This window comes from Campylobacter coli (assembly GCA_039516895.1).
GTDB classification, from domain to species: domain Bacteria; phylum Campylobacterota; class Campylobacteria; order Campylobacterales; family Campylobacteraceae; genus Campylobacter_D; species Campylobacter_D coli_B.
Map to the genome: position 1 here is coordinate 1,216,755 of CP154437.1, position 21,744 is coordinate 1,238,498.

At 33.5% G+C, this 21,744-nt stretch carries 18 protein-coding genes; 7 read left to right on the top strand and 11 right to left on the bottom strand.

Annotation, left to right across the window (positions count from 1 at the left end; all coding sequences use genetic code 11):
• Nucleotides 1–12: 12 nt before the first annotated feature.
• Nucleotides 13–1,203, bottom strand: coding sequence for a M20 family metallopeptidase (locus AAID94_06135; GenBank protein XAK23419.1), 1,191 nt, complete (start codon nucleotides 1,201–1,203; stop codon nucleotides 13–15).
• A gap of 4 nt (nucleotides 1,204–1,207) precedes the next feature.
• Entirely contained in the window at nucleotides 1,208–2,089 is an 882-nt protein-coding gene (ppk2, locus tag AAID94_06140) for a polyphosphate kinase 2 (GenBank protein XAK23420.1), read from the bottom strand.
• 94 nt (nucleotides 2,090–2,183) lie between these two features.
• Between ppk2 and AAID94_06145 the strand changes: the two genes are divergently transcribed.
• The 4 genes from AAID94_06145 to AAID94_06160 all read left to right on the top strand — a co-directional run bounded on the left by AAID94_06145 (nucleotide 2,184) and on the right by AAID94_06160 (nucleotide 7,520).
• Nucleotides 2,184–3,884: a protein-disulfide reductase DsbD gene (locus AAID94_06145; protein ID XAK23421.1), complete on the top strand. Its 1,701-nt coding sequence runs from the start codon at nucleotides 2,184–2,186 to the stop codon at nucleotides 3,882–3,884.
• Nucleotides 3,881–4,549: an MOSC domain-containing protein gene (locus tag AAID94_06150; protein XAK23422.1), complete on the top strand. Its 669-nt coding sequence runs from the start codon at nucleotides 3,881–3,883 to the stop codon at nucleotides 4,547–4,549. Before AAID94_06145 ends, AAID94_06150 begins: the two co-directional genes overlap by 4 nt.
• A 50-nt stretch (nucleotides 4,550–4,599) precedes the next feature.
• The gene (locus tag AAID94_06155) at nucleotides 4,600–5,943 is read left to right on the top strand and encodes a sodium-dependent transporter (GenBank protein XAK23423.1); all 1,344 of its coding nucleotides are present in this window, start codon (nucleotides 4,600–4,602) and stop codon (nucleotides 5,941–5,943) included.
• Between the two features lie 287 nt (nucleotides 5,944–6,230).
• Nucleotides 6,231–7,520, top strand: a complete 1,290-nt coding sequence (locus AAID94_06160; GenBank protein ID XAK23424.1) for a major outer membrane protein — start codon at nucleotides 6,231–6,233, stop codon at nucleotides 7,518–7,520.
• Between the two features lie 139 nt (nucleotides 7,521–7,659).
• Here the strand turns inward: AAID94_06160 and dnaJ are convergent, their stop codons facing one another.
• Nucleotides 7,660–8,784: a molecular chaperone DnaJ gene (gene dnaJ, locus AAID94_06165; protein ID XAK23425.1), complete on the bottom strand. Its 1,125-nt coding sequence runs from the start codon at nucleotides 8,782–8,784 to the stop codon at nucleotides 7,660–7,662.
• A gap of 145 nt (nucleotides 8,785–8,929) precedes the next feature.
• Between dnaJ and AAID94_06170 the strand changes: the two genes are divergently transcribed.
• The 3 genes from AAID94_06170 to recR are packed head-to-tail and all read left to right on the top strand — an operon-like array spanning nucleotide 8,930 to nucleotide 11,413.
• Nucleotides 8,930–9,601 (top strand): response regulator transcription factor, encoded by a 672-nt coding sequence (locus tag AAID94_06170; protein ID XAK23426.1) that lies wholly within the window; start codon nucleotides 8,930–8,932, stop codon nucleotides 9,599–9,601.
• Nucleotides 9,598–10,848 carry an ArsS family sensor histidine kinase gene (locus AAID94_06175; protein ID XAK23427.1) on the top strand — a complete coding sequence of 417 codons (1,251 nt, stop codon included), beginning with the start codon at nucleotides 9,598–9,600 and terminating at the stop codon, nucleotides 10,846–10,848. The genes AAID94_06170 and AAID94_06175 overlap by 4 nt, the downstream gene beginning before the upstream one ends.
• Nucleotides 10,838–11,413, top strand: coding sequence for a recombination mediator RecR (gene recR, locus AAID94_06180; protein XAK23428.1), 576 nt, complete (start codon nucleotides 10,838–10,840; stop codon nucleotides 11,411–11,413). The genes AAID94_06175 and recR overlap by 11 nt, the downstream gene beginning before the upstream one ends.
• Before the next feature lies 1 nt (nucleotide 11,414).
• On the opposite strand, the gene AAID94_06185 is transcribed toward recR, so the two are convergent.
• From AAID94_06185 to tyrS, 8 genes are all read right to left on the bottom strand, one after another.
• Complete coding sequence (locus AAID94_06185) at nucleotides 11,415–11,948, bottom strand: HyaD/HybD family hydrogenase maturation endopeptidase (protein ID XAK23429.1); 534 nt, start codon at nucleotides 11,946–11,948, stop codon at nucleotides 11,415–11,417.
• Complete coding sequence (gene cybH, locus AAID94_06190; protein XAK23430.1) at nucleotides 11,945–12,637, bottom strand: Ni/Fe-hydrogenase, b-type cytochrome subunit; 693 nt, start codon at nucleotides 12,635–12,637, stop codon at nucleotides 11,945–11,947. The genes AAID94_06185 and cybH overlap by 4 nt, the downstream gene beginning before the upstream one ends.
• Before the next feature lie 10 nt (nucleotides 12,638–12,647).
• Nucleotides 12,648–14,363, bottom strand: coding sequence for a nickel-dependent hydrogenase large subunit (locus AAID94_06195; protein XAK23431.1), 1,716 nt, complete (start codon nucleotides 14,361–14,363; stop codon nucleotides 12,648–12,650).
• Nucleotides 14,364–14,368: 5 nt separating this feature from the next.
• A complete protein-coding gene (locus tag AAID94_06200) occupies nucleotides 14,369–15,508 on the bottom strand; it encodes a hydrogenase small subunit (protein XAK23432.1) in 1,140 nt (379 codons plus the stop codon).
• Between the two features lie 131 nt (nucleotides 15,509–15,639).
• Nucleotides 15,640–17,475, bottom strand: coding sequence for a bifunctional tRNA (5-methylaminomethyl-2-thiouridine)(34)-methyltransferase MnmD/FAD-dependent 5-carboxymethylaminomethyl-2-thiouridine(34) oxidoreductase MnmC (mnmC, locus tag AAID94_06205; GenBank protein ID XAK23433.1), 1,836 nt, complete (start codon nucleotides 17,473–17,475; stop codon nucleotides 15,640–15,642).
• The gene (locus tag AAID94_06210; protein ID XAK23434.1) at nucleotides 17,472–19,442 is read right to left on the bottom strand and encodes an N-acetylmuramoyl-L-alanine amidase; all 1,971 of its coding nucleotides are present in this window, start codon (nucleotides 19,440–19,442) and stop codon (nucleotides 17,472–17,474) included. The genes mnmC and AAID94_06210 overlap by 4 nt, the downstream gene beginning before the upstream one ends.
• Entirely contained in the window at nucleotides 19,442–20,533 is a 1,092-nt protein-coding gene (locus AAID94_06215; GenBank protein ID XAK23435.1) for a nitronate monooxygenase family protein, read from the bottom strand. The genes AAID94_06210 and AAID94_06215 overlap by 1 nt, the downstream gene beginning before the upstream one ends.
• The gene (gene tyrS / locus AAID94_06220) at nucleotides 20,530–21,735 is read right to left on the bottom strand and encodes a tyrosine--tRNA ligase (GenBank protein XAK23436.1); all 1,206 of its coding nucleotides are present in this window, start codon (nucleotides 21,733–21,735) and stop codon (nucleotides 20,530–20,532) included. Before tyrS ends, AAID94_06215 begins: the two co-directional genes overlap by 4 nt.
• Nucleotides 21,736–21,744: the final 9 nt, after the last annotated feature.

Sequence of the window (21,744 nt, forward strand, 5' to 3'; positions counted from 1 at the left end):
TTAATTCATTTTTTAAGAATTTAAAAATTCTAAAGCCATCATACTATCGCCTTGCATTAAGACTTTTAAATTTTCATCTTCCCAGCAAAAAGTAGAGCTATGGTGCAAGGTAGGGTTTTTCAAATCTTTTGAAATACCCACAAAAACATAAGCGCCCATTCTCTCACGCGTTAAAAAAGCAAAATCCTCAGCCCCCATATCAGGCTTAGCTACGCTAATGATATTTTGCTCGCCCAATACCTTGCTAAAAGCTTTTCTAGCTATTTTTGCAGCATTTTCATCATTGATCAAAGGAGGGTATTCTCTTTTATAATCAAGCTTAAAATCACCCCCAAATTCCAAAGCAACAGCTTTGGCTGTATTTTCTATGGAGCTTTGTAAAAGTTTTTGATTTTCATCGCTTAAAAAACGCACTGTTCCTTGCAAAATAGCATTTTGTGGGATCACATTAAAAGTCGTTCCTGCATGGAATTTTCCTATGGTGATAACCCCCGCATCCACAGGCCTTAAACGCCTTGAAATGATACATTGCACATCGCTGACAAATTTGCTCGCCATGACTATAGGATCGATAGTTGTATGAGGGTGTGCTCCATGTCCACCTTTTCCTATAAATTCAAGATCAAAAACATCAACCCCTGCCATCATCTCACCGCTTACAATTTGAGCAGTATTTTCAAGCAAAGGCCCCCATAAATGGCATCCAAAAACCGCATCTACATGGGGATTTTCAAGTATGCCCGCTTCTATCATAGGCTTAGCACCCCCACTTCCTTCTTCAGCAGGCTGAAACATAAATTTAATCGTTCCACTAAATTCATCTCTTAGCTCATTTAAGATCAAAACCGCTCCCAAAAGCCCTGCTGTGTGTCCATCGTGACCACATGCGTGCATTTTTCCATTGATTTTTGAAGCATAGCTAAGATTTGTTTGCTCTTGCACAGGCAAAGCGTCCATATCCGCTCTTAAAAGCACGCATTGAGGTTTTTTAGTGCTTTGTTTTTTTCCTTCTATGCTTGCTAAAATTCCGGTTTTAGCTATATTTTTTTCATATTTAATGCCAAATTCATCTAAAATTTCGCACACCAATCTTGCTGTATTTTCTTCTTCAAATTCAAGCTCAGGGTGCATATGAATTTGATGTCTTAAATTGACAATTTTTTCATAGTATTTATCACTTAAATTTTTAACGCGTTCTAACATAGTTTTAGTCCAAATCCTTTATTTTTTCATCTGCTTTTTTATTGTCTATTTTTTCTAAATTTGCTTCCATTTTACGAATTTCTTCTTCGCCGCTTCTTACTAATTCTTGATCAATTTTAGAAAAATCTCCAATTTTTTTATCCGCATAATCCACTTTTGACAATATAAAACGCAACAAATTAAGTCTTGCTTTTTTCTTATCATCTGAAGAAATGATAGTCCATGGACAGGTTGGGGTATTAGATGCTAAAAGCATAGAATACTTTGCCAAGGTATATTTATCCCATAATTCTTGAGATTTTTGATCCACAGGAGAAAGTTTGTATTGCTTTAAAGGGTCAATGCGGCGTTTTTCAAAGCGTCTTTTTTGCTCCTCTTTAGAAACAGAAAAATAAAATTTAAAAAACATCAAATTGCTATTTGAAATCATATTTTCAAACAAAGGCACCTCTCTTAAAAAGTCTTTATGCTGCTGTGGGGTACAAAAACCCATCACAGGCTCTACTCCTGCGCGGTTATACCATGATCTATCAAAGATCACAATCTCACCCGCTGAAGGCAAATGCGTCACATAGCGTTGAAAATACCATTGTGTTTTTTCAACATCATTAGGCTTTTCAAGTGCTACCACACGACATCCCCTAGGATTTAGATACTCTATCAAACGCTTGATCGCACCACCCTTGCCTGCTGCATCGCGTCCTTCTATAAGTATAAGCACTTTTAAACCCTTTGCTTTTACATAATTTTGAAATTTTAAAAGCTCGATTTGCAAATTTTTTAAATCTTTTTCATATTCTATAGTGCTTTTTTTCTTCTTGATAGAAACATAAATTTCATCTTTTTTTGTATCCTCTTGAATTTTTGCCGGAATTTTTTCTTGCATAAGCAACCTTTATAAAATATTTAAAGCAAATTTACCATAACAAACTATAATTCACATTAAAATCATAAATTTTACACTTGAGTTTAGGATAATAATGCGTTTTATTTTTACACTTTTATTTAGCTGTTATTTTTTATTTGCTTCTGTTTTATCTTTAAATGAAGCCTTTGAAGTAAAATCGAGTTCTTATGATAGCGCTGTATCAATCGATATTAAATTGGGAAAAGATATTTATCTTTATTCTGATAAACTCAAACTCTATATTAATCAAAACGATATCAGCCATTTAATCAATCTTCCGCCTAGCACTCAAAGACTCAACGAAAAAGTGTATTATCAAGATTTAAATTTAGCCCTGCCTAGCCTACTGCTTGAGCGTTTTGCACAAAGTCAAAACAATCAAATCAAACTCGAATTTCAAGGCTGCTCCGAACAAGGCTTGTGTTACAACCCCCAAACTTGGTATTTTGATCTAAAGCACAAAGATAAAAATTTTGAAATTTCAGCCCCCTATAAAGAAAAGAAAAAGACTCTTCAGGTAAAATCCGAAGAAAGTATGATAGCAAATTTCTTAGCCACAGATAAGCTTTTTTGGATCTTACTAAGCTTTTTAGGCTATGGACTTTTACTTTCACTTACTCCTTGTATTTTGCCAATGATTCCTATATTATCTTCACTCATCGTAGCCAAAAGTGAAACAAAATTTTCTAAAAAACACAGCTTTTTTTTATCTTTTATTTATGTATTTTCTATGTCTTTAGCTTATGCTATCGCTGGAGTTATAGCAAGTTTTTTAGGAGCAAGCGTTCAAGGACTTTTGCAAAAACCTAGTGTTTTGATCTTTTTTGCATTGATTTTTGTATTGCTTGCTTTAGCAATGTTTGAAAGTTTTCGCTTTGAGCTACCCCTAAAATTTCAAAATTTTCTCCACAAAAAAAGTGAAAAAGGCAAAGGAGTGCTAGGTGTAGCCCTCATGGGCTTTTTATCCGCTCTTATCGTAGGTCCTTGCGTAGCCGCTCCTCTAACTGGTGCTTTGATCTACATAGCCAACACAGGCGATGCGCTTTTAGGAGCTAGCGCTCTTTTTGTCATGAGTTTTGGCATGGGGATTCCTTTACTTTTCATTGGTCTAGGTCTTGGCTTTTTAAAGGCGGGAGCTTGGATGCAAAAAGTAAAAATTTTCTTTGGTTTTGTTATGCTAGCTATGGCTATTTGGATACTTTCTCGTATCATTGAAACAAGATATATTTTGATCGCTTTTGGAATTTTGGGCGTATTTTTTAGTGTATTTATGGGAATTTTCGAACAAGCTTTTAGCGTGATAACTAAGATTAAAAAAAGTCTATTGATTTTGGTTTTGGCTTATTCTTTAAGTATATTTTTAGGTGGGATATTTGGCGCAAAAAATTTCTTAAATCCTTTGAATTTAAATTCAAATACACTCTTAAATTCTTCAAAATTAAATTATAACTTTATAAACGATCTTAATGCTCTTCAAAAAGAGATTAAAACCAGCACCCGTCCTATCATGTTTAACTTTACAGCATCTTGGTGTGAAAATTGCAAACTCTTAGATGAGCTTACTTTTAGTGATGAAAAAATTCAAGAAAAACTCAAAAATTTTCATTTAATCAAAATCGATCTCACTCAAAATAGTGACAAGGACTTAGAAATCATGAAAGAATTTGGTGTTTTTGGCCCACCGGTTTTGATATTTTTTGAAAATGGTAAAGAAAATCTTAGAATCACTGGTTTTATCAGTGCAGATGATTTATTGCAAAAATTGACAAAATGAAAATTAAAAGCTTGCAAATAGGACATATCAAGGATTATGGCGGCTTTAAAAGCGCCTTTATAAAAAATATTTATTTAAAAGAAGTGGATATTGATTTTTCGGGCATTATTAACGACAATATAGCAGATACAAAACATCATGGCGGAAAAAATAAAGCCTTGTTTGCAAATTCTTATCATAATTACCCCCTTTGGGAAAATTTTCTTGGAAAAAAACTTGAGTGTGGTATGATGGGAGAGAATTTAACCCTTGAAAATTTACACGAACAAAATGTTTGTATAGGCGATATACATCGATTTGAAGATGCTATCTTGCAAGTAAGCGAACCACGCAAACCTTGTGTGAAAATTTCAAAAATTCATCACAATCCAAATTTCACACAAGAGATTTTTAAAACAGGATTAAGCGGGTGGTATTATCGGATTTTAGAGGGTAAAAAAATTCATGCACATTCTAAAATTCAGCTTATAGAAAGAAATCCTATAAATTTAAGCGTCCTAGAACTCAATCATTTATTTTACAATCCTCATCAAGCACTCAAACAAAATCCAACTTTGCTTGAAAAATTAAGCAAACTCGATACGCTCATTTCACAAAATTGGCACGAAACTATACAAAAACGCTTAAAAAATACCTACGATTTAAACTATATGCAAAATTTATAATTTTTTAAAGTATTCTTAGGCTACAATTTAATTTTTTTGAAAGGATAAGCATGCAAAGACAAACATGGAGTAGCACTCTTACTTATATCTTAACCGTCGCAGGAGCAACCATAGGCTTTGGTGCAACTTGGCGTTTTCCTTATCTTGTAGGAGAAAATGGGGGTGGTGCTTATGTTTTAGTATTTTGTATAGCAATGATACTCATTGGTATCCCTGTTATCTTAGCTGAAAATGTCATCGGTAGAAAATCCATGACAAACAGCGTCGATGCTTTTGAAGGTAAATGGAAATTTATAGGCTATATGGGACTTTTGGGTAGTTTTGGTATCATGGCTTATTATATGGTTTTGGGTGGCTGGGTTTTTGTCTATGTTTTTGAGTTAATCATAGGCAATTTCAATCTCTCTCATACTGTAACCAAAGATTTTACCGAGCAATTTTTTAATGAAAAAATTTCTTTCAATCCTTTAGGTGTAGGAATTTTTACTACACTTTTTGTCCTTATCAATTATATCATTTTAAGGCGTGGCATTATAGATGGTATAGAAAAATCAGTTAAATTCCTCATGCCTTTGCTTTTCATTTGTCTTATACTTGTTGTAGGACGCAACTTAAGCCTTGAAGGTGCCATGAATGGTGTAAAATTTTATCTTACGCCTGATTTTGACAAAATTCTATCCCGAAAACTACTCATCGATGTTCTAGGACAAGTCTTTTTTGCGCTTTCTCTGGGTTTTGGCGTGATGATAACTCTTTCATCTCATCTTAGCAAAAATGAAAACATGACAAAAACTGCCATTTATACAGGAGTTTTAAACACTCTTATTGCTGTGCTAGCAGGCTTTATGATCTTTCCTGCACTTTTTGCAGCAGGACTTGAGCCCGATAAAGGACCTTCTTTAGTGTTTCAAACCCTGCCTATTGCGTTTTCTCATATCCACTTTGGGACTATCATTTGCATTTTATTTTTTATACTTTTACTCATCGCAGCATTAACGACAAGTTTGCCTATATATCAAGTTATCATCAGTGTTTTAGAAGAAAAATTCAAACTTTCTAAAAAAACAGCTATTAATTTAACCCTAGGTTCGATTTTCATACTAGGAAACATTCCTTGTATACTCACTTATGGGCCTTGGAGAGATATTACTCTTGTTAAAGGAAAAAATATTTTCGATAGTTTTGATTTTATCAGCGGAAATATCTTATTTGTTTTAACAGCCTTTTTTTGCTGTATCTATGTAGGTTGGATTCTTGGCAAAGAGCAAAGCATAAAAGAGCTTAGTAATGAAGGTAAATTAAAAAGCGTGGGATTTAAAATTTGGTTTTATTATATTAAGTTCATTATACCTTTAATCATTCTTACAATTTTCGTTTATGGAGTTACAAATTAATTTTTTATAAATGTATAAACACAAGCGATTTGAATCGCTTTATCTCTTATGTTTGATTACTTCTCATTTACTTTTAAGGCTTATACTTCCAAATGAACCGAAAACATTCATAAGAAAAACTCCTTAAATAATGGGCCTAGTAAATACCAAGCTAGGCCTATTTTTATTATATTTTCTACTCTAAAAATTTAGAATTTTTATTATTTTAAGTGCCTTTTAAGAAAAAACTATAGATTTATGTGCTACAATTACAGCGTTTTACTTAATTTTAAACAAGGAGAATTCTCATGAAACTAGTTAAACTTAGTTTAGTAGCAGCTCTTGCTGCAGGTGCTTTCTCAGTGGCTAATGCTACTCCACTTGAAGAAGCGATCAAAGATATCGATGTATCAGGTGTTTTAAGATACAGATACGAAACAGGTACTTTTGATAACAATTTTGGTCAAAATGTAAGAGGTAGCCTTAATGATAGCAAGCAAGAGCACAAATATAGAGCGCAAATCAATCTAAGCGGTGCTATAGCGGATAACTTCAAAGCTTTCGTTCAACTTGACTACAATTCAAAAGATGGTGGTTATGGAGCAGATAGCTTTAGCAACACAAGTGATACTTTAAATGTTCGCCAATTATACTTAACTTACACAGATGAAAATGTAGCTACAAGTGTAATCCTAGGTAAACAACAACTCAACACCATCTGGTCAGACAATGCAATCGATGGTTTAGTAGGAACAGGTATCAAAGTAGTAAATAACAGCATCGATGGTTTAACCCTAGCTGCTTTTGCTGTTGATAGCTCAAATGAACAAGTAGGAGCGGAATGGGATCAAACTGCTAATAATGGTGCTGGTGCATTTAACCCAGGTAATAGATATGGCGATGGTGATGCAAGCGGTGTTTTAAATTGGGGTAAAAATATTTATGGTGCTGCTGCTATCGGTTCTTATGAAGTATTTAATGGTCAATTAAACCCACAATTATGGTTAGCTTATATGACTGACAATGCTTTCTTATATGCTGTAGATGCAGCTTATAGCACTACTATCTTTGATGGAGTAAATTGGACTCTTGAAGGTGCTTATTTAGGAAACAGCCTTGACAATGAACTCAAAGATGCTGGCTTAGGAAATGGTAACTTCCTTGCTTTAAATGGTGGTATTGAAGTAAATGGCTGGGATGCAACTCTTGGTGGTTTATACTACGGTAAAAAAGATAAAGGTACTCTAACTGTAATCGAAGATCAAGGAAATATCGGATCTTTACTTGCAGGTGAAGAAATTTTCTATACTCAAGGTTCAAGACTAAATGGTGACACAGGTAGAAATATCTTCGGATATGTTAAAGCAGGATATACCTTCAACGAAACAGTTCGTGTAGGTGGTGACTTCGTATTCGGCGGAACTAAAGCAGACATCGGTGGCGGTGGCGGAGACAAACTTGAAGCAGTTGCAAGAGTAGATTATAAATACTCTCCAAAACTTAACTTCTCAGCATGGTACTCTTATGTAAATTTTGATAAAAATGATGGAGATGCTGATCACAATACTGTAAGACTTCAAGCTCTTTACAAATTCTAAGAAGCTCTAAAGTCTAACTTCAAGGTGGAGTAAAACTCCACCTTTTTTTATGTCTTCTTTTTAAAACTTAAATTTATATAAAATATCTTTCTAACTTAAGTTCAAAGAAATTTTCCCAAGCTAAAAAGCTTGAAGAAAATTAAGATTTAAACCAATGGGTTATTTTTTCAAACAATCCTTTTTGCTCATGGTGCATACCATCTTTTATCCCAAAACTTTCACTGAGTTTTTCTAAAAGTTCTTTTTGCTCATCATTGAGTGAATTTGGAAATTTGATAGCAATTTGCACGATTTGATTGCCTATGCGAGAACTATGCACATCTTTTACTCCCTCTCTTTCAAGCACAAATCTTTGCCCATCTTTTGCACCCTTTGGCAAATTTAAAGTCGCCTCCCCTCGTATGGTAGGCACCTTTATACTTTGTCCTAATATGGCTTGAGTAAAAAATACTGGAAATTCTATATAAATATCCTCATCATCTCTTATAAAAGTATCATCCTCTTCAACGATAACTTTAACATACAAATCCCCTCTATTGCCACTTTTGCTAAGATTGCCTTTAGCTGCAACTCTTAAATTCATGCCATTGTCTATACCTTCAGGGATGTTTACTTCTACACTATCCTTAAGCTCTTCATAGCCCCTACCCTTACAATCTTTACATTTCTCACTTGCACTTTCTCCACTACCCTTACAATCAGGACAAGTTTGCGCAAAAGTGATAAAACCTTGAGAAATTCCTACTTGTCCCCTACCCTTACATTTTGGACAAGTTTGAAGCTTTCCATCCTTAGCTCCTGTTCCACTACAAGTTTTACATGAAGATTTGTAGGTAAAATCTATATTTTTTTTACAGCCAAACACCGCTTCTTTAAAAGTAAGTTTTAAATTCACCACAAGTTCAGCTTGAAATTTTTCATCACTTGATTTTTTGCGGCGTTGCGATGATCCACCAAAGCCACCACCAAAAAAACTAGAAAAAATATCACCCAAATCTTCAAAGCCACCAAAACCTGCTCCCCCTGATCCAAAACCGCCACCCTTTAAAGCATCTTTACCATATCTATCATAAATAGCGCGTTTTTCTTCATTGCTTAAAACTTCATAAGCTTCATTTACAAGCTTGAATTTATCTTCAGCTTCTTTATCTCCTTGATTTCTATCGGGGTGGTATTTTAAAGCCATTTTTCTATAAGCTTTTTTAATGGTATCTTTATCAGCACTCTGAGTAATTTCTAAAATTTCATAGTAGCTTAACTCCATATTTTTCCTTTAAATAATAAAATATTTATAAAATTTGTAAAAATAAAAAATATAATTTTAGCAAAAATAAACTCAATAATTTATCAAAATTTAAATAAAATTATGTAAATATATAAATCTTACATAAATAATAAAGGATAACAAAATGATTAATGTGTTGATGATAGAAGATGATCCTGATTTTGCTCAATTATTGTCAGAATATTTAACTCAATTTAATATCAAAATCACAAATTTTGAAAATCCTAAAGAAGCTTTAAATGTAGGTATACAAGGCTATGATTGTTTAATCTTAGATTTAACTCTACCTGGAATAGACGGACTTGAAGTTTGTAGAGAAATCAGACAAAAATACAATATTCCCATCATCATTTCATCTGCTAGAGGAGATTTGAGTGATAAAGTAGTAGGACTTCAAATCGGTGCAGATGATTATTTGCCAAAACCTTATGATCCAAAAGAAATGCACGCAAGAATCATGAGTCTTATTCGTCGCACAAAAAGAGCTGAAAATACTAGCAATGAAAATATCAATTCAGCTTTTAAAATCGATGAAAGAAAACACGAAATCACTTATCAAAACAAGGTCTTAACTTTAACTCCTGCCGAATATGAAATTTTAGAATACCTCATACAGCAACACGGATATAGCGTATCAAGAGAACAACTTGTAAGTCGCTGTAAAAATCTTAAAGATAAAGACTCTAAAAGCCTTGATGTTATCATCGGTCGTTTAAGAACTAAGATAAATGATAGTTCTAAATCTCCAAAACATATATTTTCAGTTAGAGGTATAGGATATAAACTTATAGGATGACAAAAAATTATTCTATTTATACCAAACTTGTTATTTTATTTGTTGTAACCTTCTTTTTAGTTTGTGTTTTATTTATTGTACTTTTAAAAATAGAAAGCAATACTTACAGCGAAGAAGAAGGCTTTAAACAAGAAAGTTTTATAAAAAATATCATCAATTCTTATGGCAATTCTTCTGGGGTTGATATAGGAGCTCATCTTAATAATAGTGGATTTGTTGCCATACAAAATGACTATTTTGTAAAAATCGTAAGGATAGATGGACAAAACCTTTTTCGTGCAGGAAATGGAGAAAATTCCTGTACCCTCTCTTCTTTAAAATATCAAAACAAACTCTATCTTGATGTCCAATGCAAAGATTTCAACGCTTTATTTGAAGAGGATACTAACAATAGAGTGTATAATCTTTTATTAATAGGCTTTTTCTTTTTTTCTTTCTTAGTAGTTTTTATGTATTTTTCAGTATTAAAATCCCTCGAACCGCTCAAAAAATTAAGAAGACAAGTCGCAGAAGTGGCTAATGGTGGAAAACCTGATTTTGAAAACTACCAACAAGATGAAGTAGGTAAAATAGCCTTTGAATTTCAAAAAGCTTTTAAAAAAAATCAAGAACTTATACAATCAAGACAACTTTTTCTACGCACCATCATGCATGAGCTTAAAACTCCTATCGGAAAAGGTAGGATTATATCTGAAATGCTAAAAGAAGAGAAACAAAAAGAAAGATTGATTGATATTTTTTTAAGAATGGATTCGTTGATTAATGAATTTGCAAAAATAGAAAATCTTTTTTCAAAAAACTACAATCTTCAGTTTAAACCTGTACATTTTAGCACTATACTTAATGAAGCCAAAGATTATTTAATGCGTGATGATTTCAATAAAGTTGTCAAGCTTAACTTAAAACACGATGCCTTGATTAATGTAGATATGGAAATTTTTCCTTTGATTTTAAAAAATCTCATTGATAATGCTTTAAAATATTCAAGCAATGGGACTTGTGAGCTTTATTGTTGTAAAGAATGTTTTGTGATAAAAAATCCTGGCAATCCATTAAGTGAGCCTATAGAACATTATTTTGAGGCTTTTACGCGTGAGCCATATCAGAAAGTTAAGGGGATGGGTTTAGGACTTTATATCGTTTTTGAAGTGTGTAAACTACATAATTTTGATATTATTTATTTTTACGAAGAAGGCAAACATTGCTTTAAAATTTTTTTCGGAGTAAAAACAAACAATGACACATAAGGGTGTAGAAAAATTTAACGAACTTGTAGAAAGTTTTGCAAATTTGCCCACTATCGGTAAAAAAACTGCTATTCGCCTTGCTTATCATATCTGCACAGCAAATCAACTTGAAGGTATGAAACTCGCACACAATATAGAAAATGCCATACGCTTTATAAAACCTTGTCAGCAATGCGGAGCTTTAAGTGAAAATGAACTTTGCGAAATTTGCACCGATGAAGAAAGGGATAAGAATTTCTTATGTATAGTGCAAAGTCCTAAAGATGTTTTGGTTATAGAAGAAAGTAAAAGCTATGGGGGTTTGTATTTTGTCTTAGATGATTTAAACGATGAAAAACTCGCCCAGCTAAGGCAAATGATACTAAAATTACAAAGCAAAGAACTCATTTTTGCTTTTACTCACAATTTAAATTCCGATGCAATGATTTTTTATATAGAAGATAAACTTAAGGATTTAAATTTGCAATTTAGCAAAATCGCGCAGGGTATTCCAAGTGGAGTTAATTTGGAAAATGTTGACTTTATATCTCTAAATAAAGCCATTAATTTTCGTACTAAGGTTTAAATCAGTTCTTATAAGAAATGTCAGCTAATTCCTGCAAAGAATGATTTGCTATTTTTTCATAGCTAAAGCCCTCTTTAGCTAAATACTCAAGCAAAGTTTTCTCCATGATTTTACCCGCACTAATAATCTCTTGCGATAGAGTAAAACTCATAGGCTTGATACGCTTTGGAACGCAAGCTAAAATTTGCGTAGGGGGCAAATCTCCCATTAATTCCATATATTGCAGGGTTTGAAGCATTTCTACTTCGTGTGCACTACCGCTCCAATTGATCTTTTTAGGCATTGCATCATAAGGAAAGAAAAATACATCGCCGATTTTTGAATCATCTGCATCTATACAATCAAGCACTATCATCTTGTCATATTCTGCGATAATATAGCTAAGTTGCAAGGCTAAGGTGCCTCCATCGACGAAATTTAAACTGTGATTTGGATGGGTAAATTTATAATTTTTCTCCAAAAGTTTGCAAAGATGAACGCCTATGCCTTCATCTGCAAACATAATATTTCCTATACCAAGGATAAGAAATTTCAATTTTTCTCTTCTTTAACAAATTTATAACCGCTAACTATAGCATCGATCGCACCATCTTTACCTTTAATCGCATTGAAAAATGCCATATAGATATGAATGGGCACAAAGATTAAAATAACCCACATTAAAATTCTATGGTAAGTTCTAACATCAGCTAAACCTCCAAGAGCGGCCTCTAAAGGTCTTAACACTTCATACAACAATCCTCCCAAGCCCTCATGATAAGTATGAGTATAAAGAATCAATCCTGTTAGAATAATCCCCACCATAACAATATAAAAAAATACATAAGTTACAAATTGCAAAGGATTATAAACACCTTTTAAATGTGGATGTTTTCCCAAAAATAGATAAAATTTAATCTGCTCTATCCATAATTTTGGATTAAGCACATCCGCTATACTGATGCGCTCTTTGCGACTTATCTTATCGAAAAAGAAAAGATAAACTTTAAAAATCACACAAGCAATCAAAACAAAACCGACAGCTTGATGCACCATTCTGTATTTTGCTTGCATGAAATTAACCGGCTCGCCATTGCTTACAGGATTTTGAAAAACATAGGAAAGATAATATCCTGTTACAACCAAAATCACTATAGCAAAAGCTCTCACCCAATGTGTTAAACGCAAACCTATGCTAAATTCATATTCAGCCTTTCTTTGCAATTTTTCTTCTTTATTTTGCATAAAAGCCCCTTTATAAACTCGCGTTTACTTTGTATTCGCTTAGATTATTTCCCTTAGTATCCATTACATGCACCGCACAAGCAATACAAGGATCATAAGAGTGAATTTTTCTAATGATTTCAAGTGGTTGTTTTACATCAGCGATTTTTAATCCTATCAAACATTGCTCATAGCTTCCACCCACGCCATTAGCATCTTTTGGACTTGCATTCCAAGTAGAAGGAACAACTGCTTGCCAATTTTCTATCACTCCATTTTTAATCCTGCACCAATGACTTAGCGTTCCGCGTGGCACATGCCCCATATAGCGGCCTTTGTACTCTTTAGAATTATCGATCACATAAGGCGCACAAGTGCTCTCATCTACTTTTAAATTTTCTACTAAATTACGGAAAGCTTTTAAGGCATTATTAGCCACAATTTTTGCTTCCAAACAACGCGCAGCAGTTCTTCCAAGAGTGCTAAATACAGCATTTAAAGGAAGTCCTGTTTCTTTTAAAAACTCATCTACCACAGGAACAACATTTTGATTACCCTTAGCATAATTTACAACGATATTAGCCAAAGGTCCTACTTGCATAGGATTTCCTTCATAGCGTGGAGCTTTAATCCAGCTATATTTACCCTTAGTATCAAATACTTTAGAATGCACTGTATTTCCATGATGATCTACGCTTTCACCCTCTACAAGTCCTGTATAATTTGGATTTGTTTTACCATCATAAGGATGTAAAGGCTCATTATCTGCATACCAAGAATGAGTCGCTTCTTCAGTGATCTTATCTTCTTCTACTTCATATACCTTGCTTAAATCGCCATTTTTAATAATTCCACTTTCAAACAACCACTCATCTCTACCAAGCTGGAATTCTTGGAAAGTGTAAAGATTATTTACCCCAATATCGTTTAGCACACTAGGTTCGTTTGCATAAGCTTTTCCTGCCATAACAAGATCAGGATAATAAGCACGGTTAACAAAGTCTTGTACTTCTTTGAATTTTTCCATATACTCACCCATTCTAGCAGGGCTTAGCAAATCCATAACGCAAGTTACACCACCCACGGTTAAGCTTTGCGGATGAGGATTTTTAGCACCGAAGATAGCCATACATTGAGCTATGATTCTTTGAATTCTTAAACACTCTAAATAATGTGATAAAACGATCAAATTTTGTTCAGGACTTAAGCGATAAGTAGGATGACCATAATAAGCATTTGCAAAAGGTCCTAGATTTCCTTTATCTACAAAGGTTTTAAGTCTTTGTTGTACTTCAAGAAGTTTATCCGCTCCTGTTGCATAAGGCATTGAAGTATATTTAAAAGCCTCATCACTTGCTTTTTTAACATCAGCACTTAAAGCACTTACTACATCTGCCCAATCAAGTCCATGAAGTTGATAAAAATGCACGATATGATCGTGTAAGAAAAGTGCGGCATTCATTAAAGTTCTTGTTAAAAGCGCATTTAAAGGCGGAGTAATACCCAAAGCATTTTCAACCGCAACTATACCCGCTTTATAGTGAGAAAAAGTACAAACACCGCAAATTCTTTGGGTCATAAAGCCCGCATCTCTTGGATCGCGTCCTTTAACAATGGTTTCAATACCACGCCATAAAGTAGAACCCGCATAAGCTTCTTTAACCACATTGTTATCATCAACAACAACTTCAACTCTTAAGTGTCCTTCTATTCTTGTAATTGGATCTACTATTATCTTTTGACTCATGTATTTTATTCCTCATTTTTTTTCATAGATGCGATCACCGCATGTGCTGCAATAGCAACGCCTGTAAGCGTTAGAACACCTATACCTATTTTATCTGATACATTATCAGCCCCTAGCCCAAAAACAGTATCAAATTTACGACTTGCCATAGGCTCTTCAAAAGGCCCCATAGTATCCCAGAAATTTGGTTCAGAACAACCTATACAGCCATGTCCTGCTTGGATAGGCCAAGAAGTGTGCTGATTAAATCTTTCTCTAGAGCAGTTATTGAAAGTATAAGGACCCTTACAACCCACTTTATAAAGACAATAACCATTTTTTGCACCCTCATCGCCAAAGTTTTGTACAAATTCACCCGCATCAAAATGTCCGCGTCTTTCGCAAAGATCGTGAATTCTCAAACCATAAGCCCATTTTGGTCTATTATAAACATCAAGCGCAGGCAACTCGCCAAAAAGTAAGTAATGTAAAACATTTCCTACTATATTTTTTTCACTTGGCGGACAACCTGGGACATTAATAACCGTTTTGCTTGTTACCTTGCTTAGAGGTTGAGCATTGCTTGGGTTTGGTCTTGCAGCTTGAATTCCACCAAAGCTCGAACAGGTTCCTATCGCAAAAATAGCCAAAGCATTTTCACTTGCCACTTTAGAAAGCTCATAGCCACTCTTTCCATGTGGTCCTATGGTTAAAAATTTCTCTGTATCTCCCATAGGGATACCGCCTTCAACCATTAAAATATATTTGTTTTTATATTTTTCAATGGCACTTTCTAAATTTTCTTCAGCCTGCCAACCCGCTGCAGCCATAACGGTTTCATGGTATTCTAAAGAAATATAATCAAATATTAAACTATCAATAGTTGGAGTATCGCTTCTTAATAAACTCTCGCTACAACCCGTACATTCAGCCATATGAAGCCAAATCACAGGAAGTCTGTCTGCAAGTTCTGCAGCTTTTGCCACCATAGGGGTAAAACTCGCTGGCAATGCTAAAAATGCTGTCATCGCCCCTGCCCATTTCATAAAATCTCTTCTAGTAAAGCCGGATCTTTCTAAAGCTTTTGGTATAGAATTTTCAGGATTTAAAGAAGGAAGTTTCTCAAGTGCACTTAAACGGGACTCTATTTGATTATAATCAATCATTGAAATTCCTTAATTAATGTAATTTGTTCTACTTAATAATAAAACAAAGCAAATTAAAAATGTATTAAAATTTAAATTTCGATAGAAAAATATAAACAAAACTTAAAGATATATTAATAAAAGCTAAAAATTTATATCCCTTTCTTTAGCTTGCGAATCAAAAATCTTGCAGGGTGTATACAAGGAATAAATTTTTTAAATACCCCCAAAGGCTCTTCATTAATCAAAGCACAAAGATATCTTGCAGCTAAAACAGAGGTGCTAAAAGCTCTTGAACCATGAGCAAAATTAAGATATAAATTGGGGATATTTTGAGGCAAAGCCTGTGCCTTGTTTTTTGTCCATAATAAGGCTTTATATTCTTGCTTATAAAAAGCTTCATCATAAGCTGCCCCTACAATAGCAAACCTATCGCTAGAATAAGATCTAAAACCCACTCTAGAGCCTTTGATGATAATTTCCTCATCACCTTTTAAAAATTCTTGTATATTTTGCAAATTTTCTTCATCATCAGCTTTTTGTGGATTTGGATTTAAATTGAGCCTATCATAACTTGCACCAATAACTTGCAAATCCCCATCACTAGGACAAATATAAGCTTTTGAAGAAAGAGCAAACGCATTATCTAAAAAAGGCTTTAGATGAGTAATCTGTCCTCTAACCTTACTTAAAAGTATTCCATCATAAACTAAAAAATCCTTAGTATCAGCACCCATAGCATAGATTAAAATATCAAAATCTTGGATTGCTTTTTGGTTTTTAAAATGTAAAGTAAATTTGTCTTCTTGGTGTTGAAAAAAATCATATTCGTGATTAAAATACATTTTTGCTTGACTTTTTTCAAAAAGTGATTTTAAAATTTCTTTAGGCTTGATATGTCCGCCATCTTCCAAAAAAGCTTCATTCTTGTCAATCTTAAATAAAACATTATCTTTTTGGCTTATAAAACGCTCTTGCATTAAAGGAGTATGAGCAAATTCTATCACTCCGTTTAGATTTAAATTTAAAATTTGCTTATAAAAACGACTCGCCTCGACAAAAGCAAGTTGAGAAAATTCGCCCAAAGCAACATCAGGTTTTAAAATCAAAGAGCTTAAAATTCCACTTTCATTGCCACTTGCACCGCATCCTAAACTATCATTTTTTTCAAAAACACTGACTTCAAAATCACGCAAAGAAAGCTCATAAGCCAAAGTCGCACCACATATACCCGAGCCTATAATGGCTACTTTTTTGTTTTTATATAAACTTGGAATTCTTTGAAAATAAGCTTCTTTATCTAGGATTGGATTTTCTTTGCGTAAAAAAGCTTTGATCATCTCTCGCTTTCTAAAACCTTTAGTTTTTTGAACTTCAAAGCCATATTTTATAAGATTTTTTTGTAAAATACTCGAAGCAGAAAAGGTGCAAATTTGGGTATCAATCTTTGAAAGTCGAGCAACTTGAGCTATGAAATTTTCATCAAACATAGCTGAATTTTTACTCGGAGAAAAACCATCTAAAAACCAAACATCAGCATTAAAATCAAGCTCACTAAGAACAGCAATATCATCAAAGATTAAATCCAAAAAGCAGTCTTTGAAATAAAAGCGATAATATCCTTTTTTAGCCTTAGGATAAAACTTTAAAAAAGCTTCTAAAATTTCTTTAAATTCTTCATAAAATCCAAGCTTTTGATAAATTTCCCTAAGCTTGTCTTTTTCGATATAAAAACCCTCAACACTGACATAAAATAATTTTTTAGGACGCTTTTTTGCTTGAAGAAATCTTTTAAGAGTTAAAAAGAAATTAAGTCCTATACCAAAGCCACTTTCAGCTATGATAAATGTATCATTTTCTTTAAATTCAAAAGCCTCGCTATAAACAAATTTACTTTCATTTAAACCATCTTTTGAGTTAAAATAAAAATCATCAAAATCCAAAGAAAATGGAGTATTATCTTTAAAGATTAAATTAGCTTTTTTCATCTATTGTTATAAAAATAATTCTCCACACCATCAGCTATACCCTTAACCAAAGTGTCTTGAAAACTTTTATTTGCGATTCTTTTTCCTTCACTTGGATGAGTAATGTATCCGATTTCTATCAAAATAGCAGGCATTTGAGCCCCAACAAGAACCCAAAAAGGAGCTTCTCTTACTCCACCATCAACAATTTTATATTTCTTGCGAGTTTGGGTTAAGATATTTTTTTGCACATCGATAGCAAGTTTGTTTGAAGCCACAATCTTTTCTCTGTTTAAGAAATTTAAAATGCTTTGTTTTGAAAAATAATTAATCTCTTCAAAATCACCTTGATTTTCTTTTTCGGCAGCCTTTTTACTTCTTTCACTTCTAGCAGGACTTAGGAAAAAAGTCTCCACACCTTCACTGCTTTTTGCCCTTGATGCACTAGGCGCTGCATTCGCATGGATAGATAAAAACAAATCCGCCCTTTTATCATTAGCATACTTTGTTCTATCTCTAAGATTGATAAATTTATCTGAACTTCTTGTATAAAGTACTTTATAACCGCGTTTTTTAAGCTCATTTCCAAGCTTTAAAGTCGTACTTAGAACTATATCTTTTTCTTTTAAAGTGCCCTTTTTATCACTTAAAGCACCGCTATCCTTACCTCCATGTCCCGCATCAAGCACTATGAGCTTATCGGATTTGAAATTAGAATTTAAAACATTTTTATTGCTAGTTTTTGAAGTGCTTTTACTTGAAACAGAAGTGTTTTTACTTACACTACCACCAAAGCCTAAAGTCAAATTTTTGCCATCTAATTCTTTAAAAAGTTTAAATTCCTTAGGTGAACTAAGTACAATGCGAACTGTTTTTGGATTATACTGAGTAACTGTAACAGCATTTTGCCCAAAAGTAAAATTCTTGCGACTACCTTCTAAAATTCCTTGAAAGCTCACTACTTGTCTAAAGAATTTTTGATCTTTTGTGCTAAAACTTGTAATATCTTTTTCATCAAGCTCATCACTTAAATTTAAAACAACAGAATTAGAACTTTTATCTACATCTAAAACATATAAAGGTTCATCATCTGCTTGCTCTTTTTTAGTATTTGTTTTAGCTTCTTGAGTTTTAACTTGCTTAGGCTCTTGTTTTGCAACTACTTTATCACTTTCTTGTTTTACTGCTGTCTTTGTTTCTTGTTTAGCAGGAATATTTTTTTGAACAGGTTGTGATTTTTTAGAAATATTTATTTTTTCATCTTCAAAATCAAACTCTATAGGAATTTTTTCCTTAGCATAAGCAACAATACGAATAGTTTTTGGATTGTATTGCGAAATCACTATGCGGTAATCATCAAATTTATATTCTTTTCTTCCACCTTCTAAAACACCTTCAAAATCACTGATATAACGATAATTTCCCTTTTCATCCAATGCAAAACTTTTTATATCTTCTTGCTCTAAATTAGTATTTAAATCAAGCACCACTCCTTGACTTGTCTTACTTGATTTTAAAACATAAACCTTATCTACTTTTTTTGTCTGCTGGGGTTTATTGTTTTGCGTTTTTACAATTTCTTGTTTAGCTTGTTGGGGTTTTGGAGTGCTTTTAGGGGGATCAAAACTAGAAAGCTCGACATTTTTAGAACTAGACTGAAGTTTTTGTTTATCCTGAATAACTGCCTTTCTTAAAGCATTGATACTAGCTTTACCAACTCCGCTTTCTTCTAGTTCATTCGCATAAGATTTATCATCTAAATTTAAAGCATTGGAACTTATAATCAATCTTTTTAAAATTTCGATTTTAGTTTTTTCATCTTCATTAATTACACTTTGTATATAAAGACTTTTTAGCTGGTGATGAAATTTAACTTGAGCATCATTTTTTGACATAATGAAATTCTTATCAAAGTTAGCAAGCTCATTTTCATACGCCCCAAAACAAATACTAAAAAGCGCGATACAAAAAACTAAAATTCTAAGCATTATTCACCATTAACAAGTTTATCCATAAGCTCTTTAACACTGATTAATTTTTCTAAACGATAGCCATTAGCTCCTGTAAAAAATAATCCTGTTTCTTTTTTTCCCGACCATGCGTCAAAAAGTCTATCTGCTATACAATAACCCACCTTTGTTGCCTCTTTACCTCGGCCACATGGCGCTACACAATTACTGATACAATTGATCTTTGGTCCCATTCTTTTATCGACTAAATCAAGCAAATTAGTCCTTACTCCTCTTGCGGGATATCCTACTGGAGACTTGATAAGTTCTATATCTTCATTTTTACATGCAAGCAATACATTTTTAAACTCATCACTTGCATCACATTCAAAAGTGCCTATAAAACGAGTTCCCATTTGAACCCCACTAGCACCTAAAGAAATGGCATTTTCTATATCTTTTTTATCCCAAATTCCACCCGCTGCAATCACTGGAAAAGAACCCCAATTTTTAGCCTCTTCAACCACAGGTGCGATTAAATTCTCAAGTTGATAATTAGGATCTAAACACTGCTCATAGGTAAAACCTTGATGTCCACCGCTCTTAGGTCCTTCAAGCACAACAGCATCAGGCAGACGGTTATATCTGCTTTGCCATCTTTTACAGATGATTTTTAAAGCCTTAGGTGAAGAGATTATAGGAACTAAAGCAACATCAGGAAAATCTGCTGTAAATTCAGGTAAATTAGTAGGAAGTCCAGCGCCTGAAACTATAACATTAAAACCCACTTCACAAGCATCACGAGCAATTCTTGCATAATCATTACTTGCACATAAAATATTACAACCCAAAGGCGCATCACCGCATACTTTTCTTGCATTATTTATCAAAGTTTGCAAGCCTTCTCGTGAATAAAAATTTTCACTACCATAAGGCTTAGCATTCAGTTCTTTGCTAATATGGGTGCGATTTTCATAATATCCTGTTCCAACAGATGAGATAATACCAAGACCGCCATTTAATGACACTGCCGAAGCTAATTTATCCCAGCTTATACCAAGCCCCATTCCGCCTTGAAAAATGGGATATTTTATAGTGTGTTTTCCTATTTGAAGGGATTTTAAACTCATATATTCACCTTTAATTTTGCAAATTTTCTCTTACCTACTTGTAAAATATACTCCCCTGCACTAAGTTGCATTTGCTCATCGCTTACTTTTTGTGAATTTACACTCACTGCATTTGCATTAATGCTTCTTCTTGCTGCAGAGGTAGAATTTTCCAAACCGCATTCTACTAAAGCTTTAGCAAGCCAAATTTCGCCTTGTATCTCAAATTCTTTTATATCGCTTGGCAAAGCATTTCCACTATGCACGCTATCAAATTCGGCTTTTGCAGCCTTAGCACTTTCTTCATTGTGAAAACGCGCAGTAATCTCTAGTGCCAAATTTTCCTTAGCAAGCTTAGGATGCAAATTGCCACTAGAAATTTCTTTTTTCATATTTTCAATTTCTTCTAAACTTTTAGTACTTAAAAGCTCGTAATAACGCCACATTAACTCATCACTAATACTTAGAATTTTAGCATACATATCATTAGCTTTTTCTGTAACGCCGATATAATTTCCCAAGCTTTTACTCATTTTATTTACACCATCTAAACCCTCTAAAAGAGGCATCATCATCACAGCTTGTTCTTTTCCGGTATTATAAATTCTTTGCAGGGTTCTTCCCATTAAGAGGTTAAATTTTTGATCTGTTCCACCCATTTCTATATCACATTTTAAAGCTACACTATCGTATCCTTGGAGTAAAGGATATAAAAATTCACATATAGAAATAGGACTTTGTTCTTTAAAACGCTTTGTAAAATCATCGCGCTCTAGCATTCTTGCCACACTAAAGGTTGAAGTAAGCTCTACTATTCCAGCAGCTCCTAGTTCATTGAGCCATTGAGAATTAAATTTTAATTGCGTCTTTTGAGGATCTAAAATCTTAAATACCTGCTCTTCATAAGTTTTGGCATTTTTTAATACTTGTTCTTTATCAAGCTTTTTGCGTGTAACGCTTTTTCCACTAGGATCGCCAATTTGCCCTGTAAAATCACCGATTAAAAATTGAACTATAGCTCCGTGTTTTTGCAAATATGCCATTTTGGTTAAAACCACGCTATGGCCTAAATGTAAATCAGGTGCAGTAGGATCAAATCCCGCTTTTACGAAAAAATTTTCACCCTTTTCGTAATAATTTTTAATCAAATTTTCAACTCTTTCTTCATCGATGATTTCTGCACACCCTCGTTTGATTTCTGCAAGTATATTTTTTATATCCATTTTCCACCT

Excerpts from the sequence above, each read along its gene's own strand:
- AAID94_06135 (XAK23419.1), bottom strand. The coding sequence starts at position 1,203 with ATGTTAGAACGCGTTAAAAATTTAAGTGATAAATACTATGAAAAAATT.
- ppk2 (XAK23420.1), bottom strand. The coding sequence starts at position 2,089 with ATGCAAGAAAAAATTCCGGCAAAAATTCAAGAGGATACAAAAAAAGAT.
- AAID94_06145 (XAK23421.1), top strand. The coding sequence starts at position 2,184 with ATGCGTTTTATTTTTACACTTTTATTTAGCTGTTATTTTTTATTTGCT.
- AAID94_06150 (XAK23422.1), top strand. The coding sequence starts at position 3,881 with ATGAAAATTAAAAGCTTGCAAATAGGACATATCAAGGATTATGGCGGC.
- AAID94_06155 (XAK23423.1), top strand. The coding sequence starts at position 4,600 with ATGCAAAGACAAACATGGAGTAGCACTCTTACTTATATCTTAACCGTC.
- AAID94_06160 (XAK23424.1), top strand. The coding sequence starts at position 6,231 with ATGAAACTAGTTAAACTTAGTTTAGTAGCAGCTCTTGCTGCAGGTGCT.
- dnaJ (XAK23425.1), bottom strand. The coding sequence starts at position 8,784 with ATGGAGTTAAGCTACTATGAAATTTTAGAAATTACTCAGAGTGCTGAT.
- AAID94_06170 (XAK23426.1), top strand. The coding sequence starts at position 8,930 with ATGATTAATGTGTTGATGATAGAAGATGATCCTGATTTTGCTCAATTA.
- AAID94_06175 (XAK23427.1), top strand. The coding sequence starts at position 9,598 with ATGACAAAAAATTATTCTATTTATACCAAACTTGTTATTTTATTTGTT.
- recR (XAK23428.1), top strand. The coding sequence starts at position 10,838 with ATGACACATAAGGGTGTAGAAAAATTTAACGAACTTGTAGAAAGTTTT.
- cybH (XAK23430.1), bottom strand. The coding sequence starts at position 12,637 with ATGCAAAATAAAGAAGAAAAATTGCAAAGAAAGGCTGAATATGAATTT.
- AAID94_06195 (XAK23431.1), bottom strand. The coding sequence starts at position 14,363 with ATGAGTCAAAAGATAATAGTAGATCCAATTACAAGAATAGAAGGACAC.
- AAID94_06200 (XAK23432.1), bottom strand. The coding sequence starts at position 15,508 with ATGATTGATTATAATCAAATAGAGTCCCGTTTAAGTGCACTTGAGAAA.
- mnmC (XAK23433.1), bottom strand. The coding sequence starts at position 17,475 with ATGAAAAAAGCTAATTTAATCTTTAAAGATAATACTCCATTTTCTTTG.
- AAID94_06210 (XAK23434.1), bottom strand. The coding sequence starts at position 19,442 with ATGCTTAGAATTTTAGTTTTTTGTATCGCGCTTTTTAGTATTTGTTTT.
- AAID94_06215 (XAK23435.1), bottom strand. The coding sequence starts at position 20,533 with ATGAGTTTAAAATCCCTTCAAATAGGAAAACACACTATAAAATATCCC.
- tyrS (XAK23436.1), bottom strand. The coding sequence starts at position 21,735 with ATGGATATAAAAAATATACTTGCAGAAATCAAACGAGGGTGTGCAGAA.